The sequence below is a fragment of the Rudaea sp. 3F27F6 genome (genome assembly GCF_005503555.1).
Lineage (GTDB): Bacteria > Pseudomonadota > Gammaproteobacteria > Xanthomonadales > Rhodanobacteraceae > Rudaea.
The window spans coordinates 24,955-40,724 of sequence record NZ_SCNG01000007.1; the positions used below are offsets into that span (position 1 = coordinate 24,955).

A 15,770-nucleotide genomic window follows, 5' to 3' on the forward strand; every position below is an offset into this window, starting at 1 on the left:
GGAATGAGTGACGTCATACGACTCGACGCCGGTGACCGCGTGCTGGTCGTCGCGCCGCATCCCGACGACGAATCGATCGCCAGCGGCGGCCTGCTGCTCGCCGCACGCGAGGCCGGCGCGGCGCGGCGCGTCGTCACGCTCACCGATGGCGACAACAATCCCTGGCCGCAACGCTGGATCGAAAAGCGCTGGCGTATCGATGCGGTCGCGCGCGCACGCTGGGGTGCCCGGCGGCGCGCGGAGGCGCAGGCCGCGCTCGACCTGCTCGGCGTCGCTCCGGGCGAACGTGCCTTTCTCGGTCTTCCCGATACCGGCCTGACTTCGCTGCTGCTCGGCGACGCGGACAAACTTGTCGGTGCTCTGCGCAGGCAGATTGTCGATTTCCGGCCAAGTCACCTCGCCTTTCCGGCGCTGCGCGACCGCCATCCCGACCACAGCGCCGCGCATATCGCCGCACGCATCGCCGCCAGCGCAACCGGCTCGGCGATGCGCCTGCTCGCGTATCGCGTGCACGGCGACGACGACGCCAGCGTGCCGTCTCTGATCGAACTGAACGAGTCGCAGCGCGAAGCCAAGCGACGCGCCATTGCGTCTCATCACTCCCAGGTCGCATTGAGCGGCAAGCGCTTTCTCGCCTTCGCCACGCCGACCGAATCCTACGGCGACGCAGCTGCTGCACCGCGGGCCGACCATCCCCTCGAAGCTACCTACCGAAGCGGCGAGATGTTGCGGCTGCGTGCACGCAAGCAAAAACTGCGCGGCGACCTGCAAGTATTGCTGCTGTTCGCCAATGCCGACGGTGACATTCGCGCCTGGCGACTTCCTTTCGATACGTCGGGCAGACGGCTGGACGTGCGCGAAACACGCGACGACCGCGTCGTCGCGACGGCCCAATGGCAGGACGACGGCGAAGCCTGGTCGATCGCGCTGGCGCTGCCCGATTCCCTGTCCCCGCACCTCGGCTTCGTCAAGCTCGGGCGCAGCCGTCCGGGCCTCGTCGTCTTCGATCGCTACGGTTGGCAGGCGATCCACCTGCCCGATCCGACCTGAGCATTCGTCGCCGATCCGTTCATTGCGCATTTGGCTTCGCAGCAAGGCCTTCGATACGCGTCGGACTGCCGGTTTGTCGGCAAATTCTCACGCAAATTTAGGAAAAAATTAACGCCACGAGGCGCTAACTGAATGCGGTTCCGGCACTTGCTGAATGGCAAACTGGACGGCGATTGACAGGGGGAAAGTGCCTGTCATTCTCTGCACCGCGCGATGCAGATATATCTCTCACGCGCACATCATCAATCAATGGAGACGGCAATGAAAACGTTGTTGGGTTCGGTAGCAATCGGCTTAGGAGCGCTGCTGTGCCAGGGCGTCTACGCGCAGGACACCGCGGCTCACACCGCGCTGTGCAAAGACGGAACGTATTACGACGGCACCACGCACAAGGGAGCGTGCAAGGGCCATCAAGGCGTGAAGGAATGGTTGGACAAGACCGCTGCGAAGAGCGACGCCAAGGCCGCCACCGCACCCGCCGCCACGACAGCAGCCGACGACACCGCGACCAAGAAGCATCACCGCAAGAAGGACGATGCGGCCGCGAGCAGCGCCGCACCCGCGGCAGCGACACCGGCAGCTCCCACGGCGGCGGCTCCTGCAGCGACGGTCCCCGCTGCCGCGACGGCAGCCACCGCAGCCAAGGAAGAAACCCACGCCAAGCACACGCCGCCGACTCCGGCCAAAGACCTCACCGCCAAACCCGGCGGCGGCCCGGGCCTCGTCTGGGTCAACAGCTCCTCGAAGACCTACCATTGCCAGGGCGACGAGTGGTACGGCAAAACCAAGGAAGGTTCGTACATGAGCGTCGCCGACGCCGAGAAGGCCGGCGCGCATGCGGCTCATGGCAAGGCTTGTCAGTAAGCAACACCTAACTGCGTACGCTTCATGTACGCGAAACGAAAAACGCCCGGAATGTCCGGGCGTTTTTTTATGGGCATTACTCTGTTCTTCGTTGCGCCATTTCTTCGTAAAGTCGTTCTTGCCGCATGCGCAAGAAGAGTTTCTCAGACCCGCGCTTCGTACTTCGCAGGAACGGCAAATTGCTCTTACTAAAACTACACTGTCTGACGTTACGTCAAATTGTTACGGAAACGCACAAGGATCCCATCCCTGCGGAGTCACGGCCGTCGAAGGATTGCTGAAGTTGTTCTGTACCGTCGTTTGCGCCCACTCATCTGCGGCAGTGATCTGTTCCGGCTTCAAGCCCACCGCGGCTGCAGCCAACTGTCGGTCGAGATCGACCACGCGAAACTGCTCGGCACCAAGCCGATACAGCTTGAGATAGCGGTAGTACATTGCTTGGTCGCTGCCAAGGAGGCCGGCCAGCAATCCTTGCGCGCCCGGTTCGTAGGCGCTCTTTAACAAATTGACTACTCGCCAATCGCCCGCCGCAATACCTGCATCGATCATCGACTGGGCCGAGCTGCGATAGCTCTGGATCGCGTCCGGCCGGTCGAGCATGCTGCGCGGGTCGTACGTCGGTCCGCGGCCCAGGTAACAAGCGCGCGCATCGACATCGCCGAGCTGAGCAGCTTGAGCCAGACTCGCCCCAAGGTCACCGAGCATACCGTCATCGACCCCGGCACATAGATCCTTTATTTTCTGCGCTTCGCGCTGACGCATTTCGACGCCGTCGAGCTGCATTTGATACGTTCTGAGCTGAGGCACACTCATGCCTTCGGTTTTTTGCGCAGTGACTCGATCGGTTGCCCCGGCAATCCTCCATAACAAGGTAGGTAAGCGACTGCAATTATTGAGATCGCGAAAAAGTCGAGACGCAGCGGCAGCATCGCCAGCATCCGCGCGCGCCTGCAAGTCTGCGAAAGTATCCTTCAGTGGAGTACCGGGCGGTGGCAACGACGTGCCTTTGTCGATGAATGTTGCAGAAGGCTTGGCTATTGCAAGCGGGAGTGACTTTTTTTCCGAAGCTTTGTCTTCCAGATGACGGGGAACGGCCGTGCCTGCATTGGCCAAGGCGACTCCTTTTTCCGAAACACCAGCGCGCCACAAGAAAAAAGCAGCAGCCACCGCAATCAAGACAAAGCCGGACAGGAACAGATATTGGCGTTTCATGAAGGCGTCGAGAGCTAGGTAAGTTGAAGGAACCTACAACACGTTTTTCTCGGTTGATTCAATGCGTCACGGACCGACTGTTCAACTCGCGTCGCTTTCAGGCGTCAGGACTAACGAAAGCTGGCATGCCTAACTCTGCGCGCAACGGATCGAGCAACGCACCATAGCGACGTGAACGCGCCGTATCGCGGCGAAGCGGTTCACGCACCTGCGCTGCACTCGGTGTGTACACACCACGTTCCGTCTTGTGGAATTCCAGGCATGCCGGCTCAAACGGAAGATCGCAGAAAGCCAGCAGATCACGAATCGCCGCATCCGGATCGGACACGAGTCGCTCGTAACTGCTTTCATATACGTGCGTAGGGTGTAATTCATGCCAGTGCCGTACCGCGCGATCAAAATCGCGCCATGTCGAGGCAAGGTCGGGGAAGCTATGCGTGTACTGGTTCTTGGCGAATTGTTGGCGATAACAGGAAAAACACGTCTCCAACGGATCGCGACGAACGGCGACGATGCGCGCGCCGGGTAGCATCGCTCGGATCGCTCCAACGTACATCCAGTTGCCTGGCATCTTGTCGGTGAAACGCGGCCGCCCTTCGCGCCAACGTGCGGTACGCTCCAAGTAACTCTCGCCAAGCCGCCGCCAATCATCGCCGTCGGCATCACTTGCCCATTGTTCGAGCGGCTTGCCGCGGCGTCTCGATTCCCGAGTCAGCACTGAGGTCACGTCCGTGAGTTCGGCAGCGCCTTCCACTTGAGAATGCGAAGCCAGTACCTGCTCCACCAAGGTTGAACCGGACCGCGGCAAACTGACGATGAAAATCACTTCTCGACCGAAGTCGGAAGCCCGCGGTTCCACCAACGGCTGCATGAAGGCAGCGATCAGCGCATCGGTATGCGCAGCATGAGCCGACGCGTCCCAGCGCAGATGGCGGCGCGAAATACTATGTGCCCGGTTCAGTTCCGCCAACGCTTCCGCATAGCACTCGCGTTCGTCGAACGCCTTGGCCAAAGCCAGACCGGTGGCGACCCGATCCTGATCGCTCGCTCGCGAATCCTTCAGCGCGCGCTTCATCGCCTCGATATCCGCATCCTTGAAGCGCACTGTCTTGATACTCGCCAAATTCCACCACGCCATGCCCGCATAAGGACGAACAGCGAGAGCAGTTCGACACTCGGCAATGGCCTCCTCCACTCGCCCAGCGGAAGTCAGCATGAAACCAAGCATGGCGCGTGCGTCGGCCTGATCTTGAGACAGGTCGGCGGAACGCCGAAAGGCTGCCACGGCTTCGACGGTTCGCACGCGATACATCTGCGCGACACCCAAGTGATACCACGCGCCGGTGAACGTGGGATCGAGCTCGCACGCGCGACTGAAACTGAAAACAGCTTCTTCGTACTCGTCGCAAGCCAGCAGCACCGAGCCTAGATTGTCGTGAAGCAGCGCGTCTTCCGGCGACATTGCCGTGGCGCGGCGCATGGTCTCTACCGCCTCCAGGACTTCGCCGCGCAGATTCTGCACTCCGGCGAACAAGCGCAATACTTCAGGATGGTCCGGATAGAGCGCCATCAAACCGACGATATGGCGATACGCGACCGCGGCATCGCCGAGTTCAAGCGCACGCAGAACCGACCGCGCACCAACGGTCGCATTAGGCGATAGGCCTTGCAGCCGCGAATTTTTATCCGAGCGAGGTTTTGCTAAACGTTGCATCGATATCAAAGCACCAAGCTACGACGTACATACTTAGAAATCTTCTCAACTCTCTTACGCCAACTCTCGAAGAAAGACATCTTCTCCGCTGGTGAACAAGCCGGTTTCGAAACCGGCCCGAATGAAGTCACAGTGTTATTGGGCGCGAAATCGGATGTAGAGCGACGAACCCATATCGATAAACCTTCTCTTACGAAGTTAGGAGAAACCAAGGCCGGGGATCTCTCTCCGGCCTTGGAAATCCCTTCATTTCATATGAAGCCAGACTTCGATCAATTCGCGAAAATCGAAACACGGCGCAATTGCATACTTTCTATGCTTACTGCAACCGAAAGTCCAGCAAGGCCGAAGATCATTGATAAGGACGCACGAACCTCGCCGAAGCAATCTCGGAAGTGCCCGTCATGATGACCGTGTTTTTACCAGCCGCAGAGGGCAAGCCGACCTTGAGATTCACGGCCCCCGACACGAGCGCATCAAGCAGCGGAGTGAGGATCGGCAGTCCGAAGGCGATATTGCCGCAGCCACTCGCCGCTGGTACGGCGAATGCGTTATCCACCATCGTATTGTCACTAACCTTCAGATAGTTGATGCCCGCCGCCTGATCCACCCACACAAACTCCAGCGTGCCTTTATCGCCCGAAATAGGCTGATTCGGCGGCGGCGGATTCGTCGTCCAATTGATTAGAGTAATCGTGATCGGATTCTGTGCCGAGCCGATGTAGCAAGTGTCGCCGAGGAAGGGATTACTCAGCTTCGCACGTACGTTCAACTGTGCGATATAGGCCGTAGGGTCGTTGACCGGTGTGGCCAAAGCGTTGGAAAAAGTGGCCTGTACCGGAGCGGTCAATTCCAACGTCGCCGAGACGTCATTCACCGAGTTGACGATGCTCCAGAACGCTTGCCAGAGCGGGAACGGCCAATTTGGCGCAGGATTGGCAATACCAAGCAGACCACCCGGAACCTTCGACGGCGGCGAAGACAAGGTCGGCGCTCCGACCGCATCGACCAACTGCGACGGGCCCAGGTTCTTTACCGCTCCCTGCAGCACGACCGGCGGCGTGATCGGTAGCGCAGTACTGCCTATCGTCAGCGAACCGGACTCCGTGACGTTGTAGACGCAACCGGCACCGCGGCTGGCGACGATGGTCGGATCGTTGTAAGGGCAATACTGAAAATCCGCAAACGGGCTATTGGCCACCGATGCTGTTGCAGAAGAAGTGCAGACAGCAGCCGCCAAGGCTGTCAGGGCGAGGGTGAGAATTTGAACTGGCTTCAACATAAATACTCCTGATCACGTGAAGGACGGTACTGGAAAGAAGTTGCGTGCCTTTATGGTGCGACCCTAGAGAAGGCAAGAACGACCTGCGGCGCATCCTGCGCAAGCTGCATCCGCATAGTCGGAAGAACAGGCCGTTCCGATCGGCTCTTCCGGCAAATACCCCTGCCGTCGATCCCACGCTGCATGTAGGAATCCGGCACTTTGCACGTTCAATCTCACGCAAGAGAAATCGAACTGCCGGATTCCCTCTCCCGCTGGACGACGTATATCTCCCGCATCTATCAATAAAATCCCTTGCGCAAACTCAAACCAATGATCCGCGGGTCCTGGATAAACACGTTCGAGGTCAGCCCCGTGTCGTCGCTGTTGAGGAAGGTGCCGGTGATGGCCTTGCCGTTGAGCGCGTTCTTCACATAAAGCTGCACGGTCAAATCGGACTCTGGCTGATACCAAGTCGCCGACACGTTGACGTTGCCCCAGTCGTGCAGGCGGTCGATCTTGTCCTGATAGATACGCGCCCAACTTTCGCCTTGGTAGTACATGTCCGCACGCAACGTCAGGTTGCTGTGATCGAAGAAGAACGTGTACTGAGGGCTGATGCTCAACGTGATGTGCGGTGCATTCGGCAGGCTGTTTCCGCCAACATTCGCCGCAAAACCTTGACCGCCGTTCGGCGCATCGACCAGCGGATCATAGGGAACGCCACCGAGGAAACGCAGATTCGGACTACCCGGTCCGAAACCGGGGTTGAACGGGTTCTTGCCGCACAAGCCGAACAACAGGCTAGGCCGTGTAGCAGTGAACTGCAGAAGTTTCGCCACGATTGCTGCCGGCGCGATGCAGTTCGATGCCTGTTGCATCCAAGGCCGCACAAGCACCCAATCTGGATTGCCTTGAGTGCGATTCATCGGATCGATCGAGTACTGATTGGGACCGACACGGGTGCCCAGCAGACCTAGTGCGCCGCTGAGCTGAAATTCACGCACCGGCTTCCAGGCCACCTCCAGCTCGGCCCCCCATGTCTTGGCGTCGAAATTCTCGTTGAGCGTCGCACGGTCCTCAATCTGCGACACCTGGTAGTTCTTGTAGTCGTTGTAGAACAACGCAGCGTTCACAGTCAGCTTGCCGCCGGCAAGCACATTCTTGGTACCGAGCTCGAACGCGTTGACGAACTCAGGCTTATAACGCGGATCGCGCTGGGCAAAGTAAAGGTACTGAGGATCGGCTCCGACGCCCGGCGAATTGGTACCGCCAGCCTTGTAGCCACGGGAATACGAGGCATACACCAAGGTGCTGTCGGTGAACGAAGTCTGCGGCGTCCAGTTCAGCACCAGACGACCCGTCGGCTCGGTCCAGCTCTGGTGGATATCGGGCAGCGCCGGATAGCCGCTATTGACGGTGCCGCCGCCGGCAAACCCTGTGGTCAGCAAAGCCTGGCTCGGGATCGGCGTAGTGGTCTTACGATCGTCGGTGACGCGCAAACCCGCTGTTAGTTTCAACGTGTCGGTAAACTGCCAATAAGCTTCGCCAAACAAGGCAACCGAACGCGTATCAGCCACATTCCAGCTGCGGAAATAGTTGTGGCCCTGGCCGTTAAGCTGACCGATAGGATTGGGATCGATATAGATACAGCCCCTACCTGCGACCGGTTCGGGCTGACCTGGGCTGCACGTTATAGGGGTCGATCCTATGCTGGAGCGGTTGTAATAACTTTGCGAAAGCAGGGTAAAAATATTGTTGAACGCGTAGTAATTTTCGTTGATCTCGTAGTAGAGATAATTCGCCCCGACACTAAAATTGAAAGGACCGTCGTACGAAGACTGCAAACGAAACTCTTGAGACCATTGTTTGCTGTATGCCGTATTCAAATCCACCATTAACTGACGATTGGAACAACCCAGCTGAGGGTCACAGTAAACACCATTCGGCAAAATGTTATAGGCCGGCACAGCAGGGTTGAGAGTCGCCAATACATTATCAGTCGCATTGAAGATCGGATTCGACTGGAAGCGCGCATAATCTTGAGTGGAGTAATAGCTATCGCGCGTAAACAAGGTTTGTGAAACGAACTTCAACCCCTTTCCCACTTCCGCATCGAAATTGAACTGAACGATATCGTTCTTCGCACGAAACTGGGGATCGTAGGTTGTCGCAATCTTGCGCAAATCCTTTGACTGGGTCAGCCCCTGGAAAGGATCAGTACCGGGAGTGATGGCATACGCGATGGTGCCATTGGGATTGGCACCAGTCTGGCCCACGGCGGTCGACGCGGCCAAGATCCACGGCAAGCCGCTGCCGTTCGGAACGCCATAGGCGCTGTCGCCGTACAAAGATCCATCGAGACAACCTCGATTCAAATGTGCCGAATCAACTTTCGACGTGGCGACTCCATTTACCGACGTCGTGCCCGTGTCGGTGTGGCACAGCTGCTTGCCAGTACGCGCGCGATTGTCATGTTCGTAGAAATGCTCCCAAACCAAGCTCGCGTTGACCGAATCGTTCGGTTTCCAGGCAAGGCTGGCACGGGTCGAGAACAAATTACGTCCGTCGACGTTCTGACCGGTGACGGTGTTTTCGATATAACCGCTGCGGTCCGTCCAAGCACCAGCGGCTCGAAAGGCCAGCGTGTCGGAAATCGGTAGATTAACCATGCCGCTGAAGCGCTTGCTGTCGTAGTTGCCGACCTCCGGCTTGATCCACGCCTCGAAACCGTCGAAATTGGGCAGGTTCGGGATCATATTGACCACGCCCGCAGTCGCGTTGCGACCAAACAGTGTCCCTTGAGGCCCACGCAGCACTTCGACATTGCTGACGTCAAAATACTCTTGTTCAAATAGGCGATTGCGAATCATCGGCGAAGAATTGAAGCTGACCGCGACGGCCGGGTCCGTCGTCACCGACAACGCCTGCGTGCCTATGCCGCGGATCTGAAAGTTGTACATCGCGAAGTTGGTTTTGGTGAAGCTCACGTTCGGCGTCGCCGTAACCAGATCCCCGCCGGTTTCGATCTTGCGATTGATCAGATCTTCGCCACTAAAGGCGGTGATCGCGATCGGCACCTTCTGAATGTTTTCTTCTTTTTTCTGCGCGGTAACGACAATCGTGGCGAGTTCTGAACTGTTGTTCGCTGCTGCAGAAGACTTCTGCGCTGCCGTACGCTGCGGCGCGGCCTGCTGAGGGTCGGCGACCGCGTCTGCATCGTCGGCGCCAGTTCCAGCGTGTGCGGCCACAGCGGCGAATAGCGCCAGCGCGAGCGGGGTTGGAGACAGCCGACGCGGCCAGTTCGTCGGAAATCTTCTGTGCATGGACATTTACTTATTCCCTCCCAAATATGCGTTATCAAGGCAGCAGAAATTTAGCAAAGACATAAATTTGCCAATTACTATCTAACCATCAACCCGTAAGAAAATAAGGAGGGCAAGTATCGCCCTCCTTTAGGACTCAGGGTTATTTCGCTCAAGAATTTCTTTTGATATTTCGACGCTAAAATCAGGGAGCCGTCACCTTCGGACTGGAAGACAAAGACGGGTTCGAGCCCACCGCACACTGGCCGCCGTTTGAAGCAGACAAATTGCTGGTAAAGGTGAACGAACCATTGCTGTTATCCATGGTTCCCGACACGGTGCCCGTACAGACAACGTTGTTGAGATATGGGATCTTGATCCAGACATTGCTGATCGTCACGCTGTACTGAGTGCCACCAATAGAAACGGCCGTGCTTACGTGCCAGCTACTATATGGCTGCGAGGAATCATGATTTGAACCAGCCACATTGACAGTTACTGCCGAGCAGGCAGAAGAGCCATTGATGGTCACGCTATCGACTTCCGCGGTGCTTCCGCCGGAATTCAACGTCAGATGAAAATCGACGCTGCAAGGCAGCGAAAGACCACCGTAGGAAGCATATGTGCCGCCCGTGTAGTCGGTGGTGGTCCCACCTCCTGCAATCGAGTAGGCAAACGACGAAGAAGCAACGACCATACCTGCAACAGCGAACATCGCTTTAAGACTTGTCTTTGCAAATTTCATTGCATTACTCCTTTGGAGACGTGGATTGATATTGAGCGCAAGACACAGTGCGCCCGACTGTCGCCACGAAACGCATGGCGGCGCTTAGCGAGGCCGCTTCCCCTTTTTGAGCTTTTGCGACCAAGGATTCGTTGCGGCGGCGCGCCGGAGCGTGCCGCCTTGAATGTTTTGTAGGTTCATGTTCTCCCCTGCGCAGCGACGGGCTGGGCGAGCAAGTCGAATACGCTGCCCGTGCTGCCGAATTTCGTAGGACTCAATGCGGGCACCAGCCCCGCATCGTCCGCGAGCGCCATGACGCGCTCGATCGCGTCCGCATGCGCACTCTGTCCGAACGGCGTCGTGAGCATCGGCGAGACGATGGCAATCAGGCGCGCGAGTAGGCGCGTATCCGTGACTTCCTCGCCCACGCACAGAGCGGCGATCAGCTGATCGAGGTTCTGGCTGGCCAGCACACCAGAAAGCGCCTTCAAGCTGAACTGCAGACGCACGCCGAGTTCGTGCCGCGGGACTTGTGGCAGCGCGCGCTCGAAGGCAGCGAAGAAGCACTCGTAGACTTCGCGGTAGTGCGCACCGAGATAGTCGCGGATGAAAGGAGAGGGATCGCTGTAGATGCGTCCGAGCAGGCGCATCGAGAGCGGACCGTCGTCGCGCGCGAGGCGCAGCGCCGGCACGAACAGCACGGCGAGGACGAGGGATACGTCCATTCCGTTTTCGCCATAGACACGCTCACATGCGGCGAGCAGGCTCCGGCGTTCTTCGTTGAGGCGGTCCAGGCGACTGGAAAGGAGCTCCTTCAGCAGCGCTTCCTTGGTGCCGAAGTAGTAGTTGACCGCGGCAAGGTTGGCTTCGGCCTGCGCCGTGATCTGGCGCATCGACATGGCCTCGTAGCCATACTCGACGAACAGCGTTTCTGCCGCTTGCAGCAGACGCGCTTTCGTACCGATCGAATTGACTTGCCGACCGATCATCAGGGAGATCCCTATTGGCGGAACGTGCAGTTTCGATGCTTGGCCCGCCCTGGAACTCGGCTGGCCAGACCCCAATTCTTACAAAAGTTTCATAAAGCAATTTCAAACGAGCGATTGATATATTAGTTAGGGAAGCGTGCAGATCAAGCTGCGGTGCACCAATCGGTGCACGGGGCCGCGAAACTCGCTCGGATGCTCGAGATTTCTCGGTCTTTCGGCAGCGCGAACCGCTACGCGCGCAACGGGTGCGCGGCATTTCAGAGATTTTCGGTACGCAGCAGAACTACGCTTTCGCCTGTCGGCGCAGCTCCGACGGCGTCTTGTCAAACCAGCGTTTGCAGCATCGCGTCAGCGCCGACTGCTCCGACAGACCGAGCAAGGTCGCGACCTGCGTCAGCGACAATTCGGTCGAGCTGAGATAGCGCAACGCCGCCTCCTGGCGTACGCGGTCGCGAATCGATTCGAATGCGGCGCCTTCGGCGACGAGGCGGCGCTGCAAGGTGCGCGGATGCATCGCGAGAAGACTCGCAACGCTGGCGATTTCGGACTGCTGCGTGCCCAAGCTCTTCGACAGAATCAGCCGCACGCGCGCGGACAATGTGTGCTCGCGATCGGCGAAATTGCTCTCGAGATAATTCACTGCGAGCGCGCGCAGAGTTTCGTTGAACTCGGGCAGCGGCTCGTCGAGAAAACTCGTCGGCACGCGCAGCGCCGCGTACGCCGCCGCGAATCGCACCGGTGCGCCGAAGAAGCGTGCATAAGCGGATGCCGGGGCCAGCGGCTCGTGCGGCAGAAACACTCTTTCGAGCGGATAGCCGCCGCCGAACGGCAGGCCGATGATGCGATGAGTGAGGCCGATCGCGAGATCGATGGACTGCCGGCAATTCACCATGCGCGACTCGAGAAAGTCGAAGCGCAGCTCGGCGCGATGGCGATTCGTGGCGTCGGCCTGCAAGGTGAAAGCGATGCCGGTGCCCTGCACGAAGATGAAGCGCGACGCGCTCGCCGCGGCCTCGCGCACGGTATGCGCATGCTGGATCGCAATCGCGAGCGGCCCGAGTGTCGAGACGTCCTGGAACTGCGCGAGGCGCAGGCCAAAATCCGGGCACTGCAACAAGCGCGCGCTGTCTTCGAGCAGCTCGATGCCCGAGCGCGACGGGATCAACGCATCCTCGTTGGCCAGCGCGCGCGCGCTCAGGCGATGCCGCCGCAGCAGCGCGTTCGGATCGGCGCCGAGTTCGCGCACCAGGTCGGAAAACCCGCGCAAAGCACCCGCTCGCGTCATCGTCGTCATGTCGCGCAGTGTCAAATCATTGTCGTCCAAGGTCAAGAAACACAGACGCGCGCGGCGCACGCTAGGCACACTGCAAACAGATCGAATCGAGGAAAGGCGGCATGCCGATCGAACATCTGGACGTACTCATCGTCGGCGCCGGTCTGTCGGGCATCGGCGCGGCCTACCATCTGCAGAGCCGCCTTGGAGACAAGCGTTATGCGATTCTCGAAAGCCGCACCGAACTCGGTGGCACCTGGAGCTTGTTCCAGTATCCGGGCATCCGTTCGGATTCCGACATGTATACCTTCGGCTATTCGTTCCGCCCGTGGACGGCGGAGAAGTCGATTTCCGATGGCGCTTCGATACTCAAGTATCTTCGCGAAACCGCAGCCGAGTACGGCATCGACCGGCATATCCGCTACGGGCAGCGCGTGACGGCAGCGGCGTGGTCTTCGACCGAGGCGAGCTGGCTCGTCGACGTCGAAGAAGGCGCGGACAAACAACGGCGCCAATATCGCTGCCGTTTTCTCTATCTCTGCTGCGGCTACTACGACTACGAGAAAGGCCATGCGCCGGCGTTTCCCGGACAGGAAAATTTCCGCGGCACGATCGTGCATCCGCAGCAGTGGCCGCGCGATCACGACCACGCCGGTCAGCGCGTGGTCGTGATCGGCAGCGGCGCCACCGCAGTGACGCTCGTGCCGGCCATGGCCGGCACCGCCGAACATGTAACGATGTTGCAGCGCTCGCCGACCTACATCACCAGCCTGCCGGCGAGAGACAAGATCGCGACCTGGCTGCGCAAACGTCTGCCGCTGCGCACGGCCTATCGTCTCGCGCGCGCGAAGAACGTCGCCCTTACGATGACTTTCTTCGGGCTCGCACGCGGTACGCCGGAATTCTTCAAGCGCCTGATCCGCGCCGCGCAGAAAAAATTCCTGCCTACGGATTTCGCCTTCGACACGCACCTCAATCCGCGCTATCAGCCCTGGGACCAGCGCCTTTGCCTCGTACCCGACGGCGATCTGTTCAAAGCGATCCGCGCGGGCAAAGCGTCGATCGTCACCGACGGCATCGAGTCCTTCGTCGAGGACGGAGTCCGCCTGCAATCCGGCCGGCATCTGCAGGCCGATCTAATCGTCACCGCCACGGGGCTCAAGCTGCAGGCGTTCGGCGGCGCGCGCATCAGCGTCGATGGCAAGCCTGTCGATCTCGGCAAGTCGCACACCTACAACGGCGTCATGTTGCGCGACGTGCCGAATCTCGCCTTCTGCGTCGGCTACACCAATGCCTCGTGGACCTTGCGCGCCGACCTGTCCTCGCTGTTCGTCTGTCGGTTGCTCGCGCATATGGATCGGCGCGGCTATGCCAAGGTCGTGGCGCAGACCGACGATGCCAGTCTCGAACCGTCGCTGCCGCTGCTCAATTTCACCTCGGGCTACGTGCGCCGCTCGATCGACGAATTCCCGCAGCAAGGGCCGCGATCGCCGTGGCGGCTGCGGCAGAACTATCTCGTCGATCTGCTCAATCTGAAATTCCGGCCGATCGCCGACGGCACATTGAGATTCTCGCACGTCGCGCAGACAACCGTCGGCGAACCCGGCAAGGCAACGGCATGAAAAACTTTACCGACAAAGTCGCAGCGATCACCGGCGCCGCTTCGGGTCTCGGTCGCGAACTCGCGATCGCGCTCGCTGGACGCGGCTGCCATCTGAGCCTCGCCGATCTCGACGAAACCGGCCTCGCCCAGACTCAAGCCCTCGCGCGGCAGGCAAACGCCGCAGTGCGCATCGGCACGCGCAAGCTCGACGTCGCCGACCGCAGCGCGGTCTTCGCCTGGGCCGACGCCGCGGCGCAGGAGCACGGCAAGGTCAATCTCATTTTCAACAACGCCGGCGTCGGTCTCGCAGCCACGGTCGAGGCGATGTCGATGACGGATTTCACCTGGCTGATGAATATCAATTTCTGGGGCGTCGTGCACGGCACCCAGGCTTTTCTGCCGCATCTCAAAGCGAGCGGCGACGGCCACGTCGTCAACGTGTCGAGCCTGTTCGGCCTGCTCGCCTCGCCCGGCGCTTCGGCATACCACGCGGCCAAGTTCGCCGTGCGCGGCTATACCGAATCGCTGCGCCAGGAACTCGATCTGATGCGTTGCGGCGTGTCGGCCACGTGCGTGCATCCGGGCGGAATCAAGACCGCGATCGCGAAGAATTCGCGCGTCGATGCGAGCATCGCCGCACTCGGCGTCGATCCGCTTACCTCGTCGCGGGAGTTCGAGAAACACCTCGTCACTGCGGCCGACAAGGCGGCAGCGATCGTTCTCGACGCAGTGTCGCGCAATCGTCGACGCGTACTCGTCGGCCGCGACGCAGTCGTGCTCGACAAGATCCAGCGGCTATTCCCTTCAGGCTACGCCGCACTCATCGAAACCATTCACAGGCGCACGCACAAGACCAATGCCGCGGCGCCGGCACGGGCGGAGGAAAGCGCATGAACAAGCCACTCGGACAACACGAAACGATCATTCCGCGCGAGCATCTGGATTTCGGCCTCGACGAAACGATCCCGAAATACTGGTTCCGCAGCGACGCTTACAAGACGCGCGTCTTCGATGCGGTGCAGTCCGGCTTTCCCGACGGCGAACGCTACTTCATCACCAGCGTACGCGCCTTCCGCGACCGTATCGCCGATCCCGCGCTGCTGCAGGAAGTACGCGATTTCATGCGCCAGGAAGGCCAGCACGGCCTCGCGCATACGCGCTACAACAGCATGCTCGAACGCCAGGGCATGCCAATGGGCGAGATCCTCAAGGAAGGCAAGGACGAGTTCGACCGCTGGACGAACAACTATTCCGCCGAGTTCAACGTCGCGCATACCGCGGCGCTTGAACATTTCACTGCGACGATGGCGTTCGCCTATTTCGCCAAGGCGAGCGTGATGGAAGGCGCCGACCACCGCATCAAGGCGCTGTTTGCCTGGCATGCGATCGAAGAGATGGAACACAAGTCGGTCGCCTTCGACGTGATGGAAAAAACCGCCAAGGTCGGTTACTTCAAGCGCGCACTCGCGATGCTGCTCGCGATGAAGAATATGATCCGCTACACCTATCGCTACACCGATCGCATGCTCGCCGCCGACGGTTTCACGCGCGCGCAACGCATCGCATTGCACATCCGCAATTTCCTTTGGCTGCACGGTCCGCGCAAAGGCATCTACGGCTCGCTCACGGGCAAGCTCTTCGTCTACTTCAAGCCCGGCTTCCATCCGACGCAGGAGCCGACCATCCACAATTACCGCAACTGGCTCGAAACCTGGGATCGCACGCACGATCCGTTTGCCGCCTGCGACGCGCTCTGCGCCGCGGCGTACCGTTGA

The 15,770-nt window shown here is 59.6% G+C and carries 12 protein-coding genes; 5 read left to right on the plus strand and 7 right to left on the minus strand.

Features of this window, described 5'->3' with window-relative positions; genetic code table 11:
* The first annotated feature begins 3 nt into the window (after positions 1-3).
* Positions 4-1,050, plus strand: a complete 1,047-nt coding sequence (locus FFS30_RS21435) for a PIG-L family deacetylase (protein WP_137915249.1) — start codon at positions 4-6, stop codon at positions 1,048-1,050.
* A 261-nt stretch (positions 1,051-1,311) separates the two neighbouring features.
* Complete coding sequence (locus FFS30_RS21440; protein WP_137915250.1) at positions 1,312-1,914, plus strand: DUF3761 domain-containing protein; 603 nt, start codon at positions 1,312-1,314, stop codon at positions 1,912-1,914.
* A gap of 222 nt (positions 1,915-2,136) precedes the next feature.
* Here the strand turns inward: FFS30_RS21440 and FFS30_RS21445 are convergent, their stop codons facing one another.
* The 7 genes from FFS30_RS21445 to FFS30_RS21475 all read right to left on the minus strand — a co-directional run bounded on the left by FFS30_RS21445 (position 2,137) and on the right by FFS30_RS21475 (position 12,413).
* Positions 2,137-3,126 (minus strand): hypothetical protein, encoded by a 990-nt coding sequence (locus FFS30_RS21445; RefSeq protein ID WP_137915251.1) that lies wholly within the window; start codon positions 3,124-3,126, stop codon positions 2,137-2,139.
* Positions 3,127-3,223: 97 nt separating this feature from the next.
* Positions 3,224-4,840: a tetratricopeptide repeat-containing sulfotransferase family protein gene (locus FFS30_RS21450; protein ID WP_137915252.1), complete on the minus strand. Its 1,617-nt coding sequence runs from the start codon at positions 4,838-4,840 to the stop codon at positions 3,224-3,226.
* 352 nt (positions 4,841-5,192) lie between these two features.
* Entirely contained in the window at positions 5,193-6,122 is a 930-nt protein-coding gene (locus FFS30_RS21455; protein ID WP_137915253.1) for a hypothetical protein, read from the minus strand.
* Positions 6,123-6,403: 281 nt separating this feature from the next.
* Positions 6,404-9,433 carry a TonB-dependent receptor gene (locus FFS30_RS21460; protein ID WP_212742542.1) on the minus strand — a complete coding sequence of 1,010 codons (3,030 nt, stop codon included), beginning with the start codon at positions 9,431-9,433 and terminating at the stop codon, positions 6,404-6,406.
* Between the two features lie 178 nt (positions 9,434-9,611).
* Entirely contained in the window at positions 9,612-10,151 is a 540-nt protein-coding gene (locus FFS30_RS21465; protein WP_137915254.1) for a hypothetical protein, read from the minus strand.
* A 176-nt stretch (positions 10,152-10,327) separates the two neighbouring features.
* Complete coding sequence (locus tag FFS30_RS21470; RefSeq protein ID WP_137915255.1) at positions 10,328-11,119, minus strand: TetR family transcriptional regulator; 792 nt, start codon at positions 11,117-11,119, stop codon at positions 10,328-10,330.
* Positions 11,120-11,402: 283 nt separating this feature from the next.
* A complete protein-coding gene (locus tag FFS30_RS21475) occupies positions 11,403-12,413 on the minus strand; it encodes an AraC family transcriptional regulator (protein ID WP_137915256.1) in 1,011 nt (336 codons plus the stop codon).
* 101 nt (positions 12,414-12,514) lie between these two features.
* Here FFS30_RS21475 and FFS30_RS21480 point away from each other — a divergent pair, with 101 nt between their 5' ends.
* Genes FFS30_RS21480 through FFS30_RS21490 form a run of 3 tightly spaced genes read left to right on the plus strand, consistent with a single transcriptional unit; the run spans position 12,515 to position 15,770 of the window.
* Positions 12,515-14,014 (plus strand): NAD(P)/FAD-dependent oxidoreductase, encoded by a 1,500-nt coding sequence (locus FFS30_RS21480; protein ID WP_137915257.1) that lies wholly within the window; start codon positions 12,515-12,517, stop codon positions 14,012-14,014.
* Positions 14,011-14,889 carry an SDR family NAD(P)-dependent oxidoreductase gene (locus tag FFS30_RS21485; RefSeq protein WP_137915258.1) on the plus strand — a complete coding sequence of 293 codons (879 nt, stop codon included), beginning with the start codon at positions 14,011-14,013 and terminating at the stop codon, positions 14,887-14,889. Before FFS30_RS21480 ends, FFS30_RS21485 begins: the two co-directional genes overlap by 4 nt.
* Entirely contained in the window at positions 14,886-15,770 is an 885-nt protein-coding gene (locus tag FFS30_RS21490; RefSeq protein WP_137915259.1) for a metal-dependent hydrolase, read from the plus strand. The genes FFS30_RS21485 and FFS30_RS21490 overlap by 4 nt, the downstream gene beginning before the upstream one ends.

Bases quoted from the DNA above. Each gene is read 5' to 3' on its own strand.
- FFS30_RS21490 (WP_137915259.1), top strand. From the start codon at position 14,886: ATGAACAAGCCACTCGGACAACACGAAACGATCATTCCGCGCGAGCAT.
- FFS30_RS21480 (WP_137915257.1), top strand. From the start codon at position 12,515: ATGCCGATCGAACATCTGGACGTACTCATCGTCGGCGCCGGTCTGTCG.
- FFS30_RS21460 (WP_212742542.1), bottom strand. From the start codon at position 9,433: ATGTCCATGCACAGAAGATTTCCGACGAACTGGCCGCGTCGGCTGTCT.
- FFS30_RS21455 (WP_137915253.1), bottom strand. From the start codon at position 6,122: ATGTTGAAGCCAGTTCAAATTCTCACCCTCGCCCTGACAGCCTTGGCG.
- FFS30_RS21445 (WP_137915251.1), bottom strand. From the start codon at position 3,126: ATGAAACGCCAATATCTGTTCCTGTCCGGCTTTGTCTTGATTGCGGTG.
- FFS30_RS21485 (WP_137915258.1), top strand. From the start codon at position 14,011: ATGAAAAACTTTACCGACAAAGTCGCAGCGATCACCGGCGCCGCTTCG.
- FFS30_RS21465 (WP_137915254.1), bottom strand. From the start codon at position 10,151: ATGAAATTTGCAAAGACAAGTCTTAAAGCGATGTTCGCTGTTGCAGGT.
- FFS30_RS21435 (WP_137915249.1), top strand. From the start codon at position 4: ATGAGTGACGTCATACGACTCGACGCCGGTGACCGCGTGCTGGTCGTC.
- FFS30_RS21475 (WP_137915256.1), bottom strand. From the start codon at position 12,413: ATGACGACGATGACGCGAGCGGGTGCTTTGCGCGGGTTTTCCGACCTG.
- FFS30_RS21470 (WP_137915255.1), bottom strand. From the start codon at position 11,119: ATGATCGGTCGGCAAGTCAATTCGATCGGTACGAAAGCGCGTCTGCTG.
- FFS30_RS21450 (WP_137915252.1), bottom strand. From the start codon at position 4,840: ATGCAACGTTTAGCAAAACCTCGCTCGGATAAAAATTCGCGGCTGCAA.
- FFS30_RS21440 (WP_137915250.1), top strand. From the start codon at position 1,312: ATGAAAACGTTGTTGGGTTCGGTAGCAATCGGCTTAGGAGCGCTGCTG.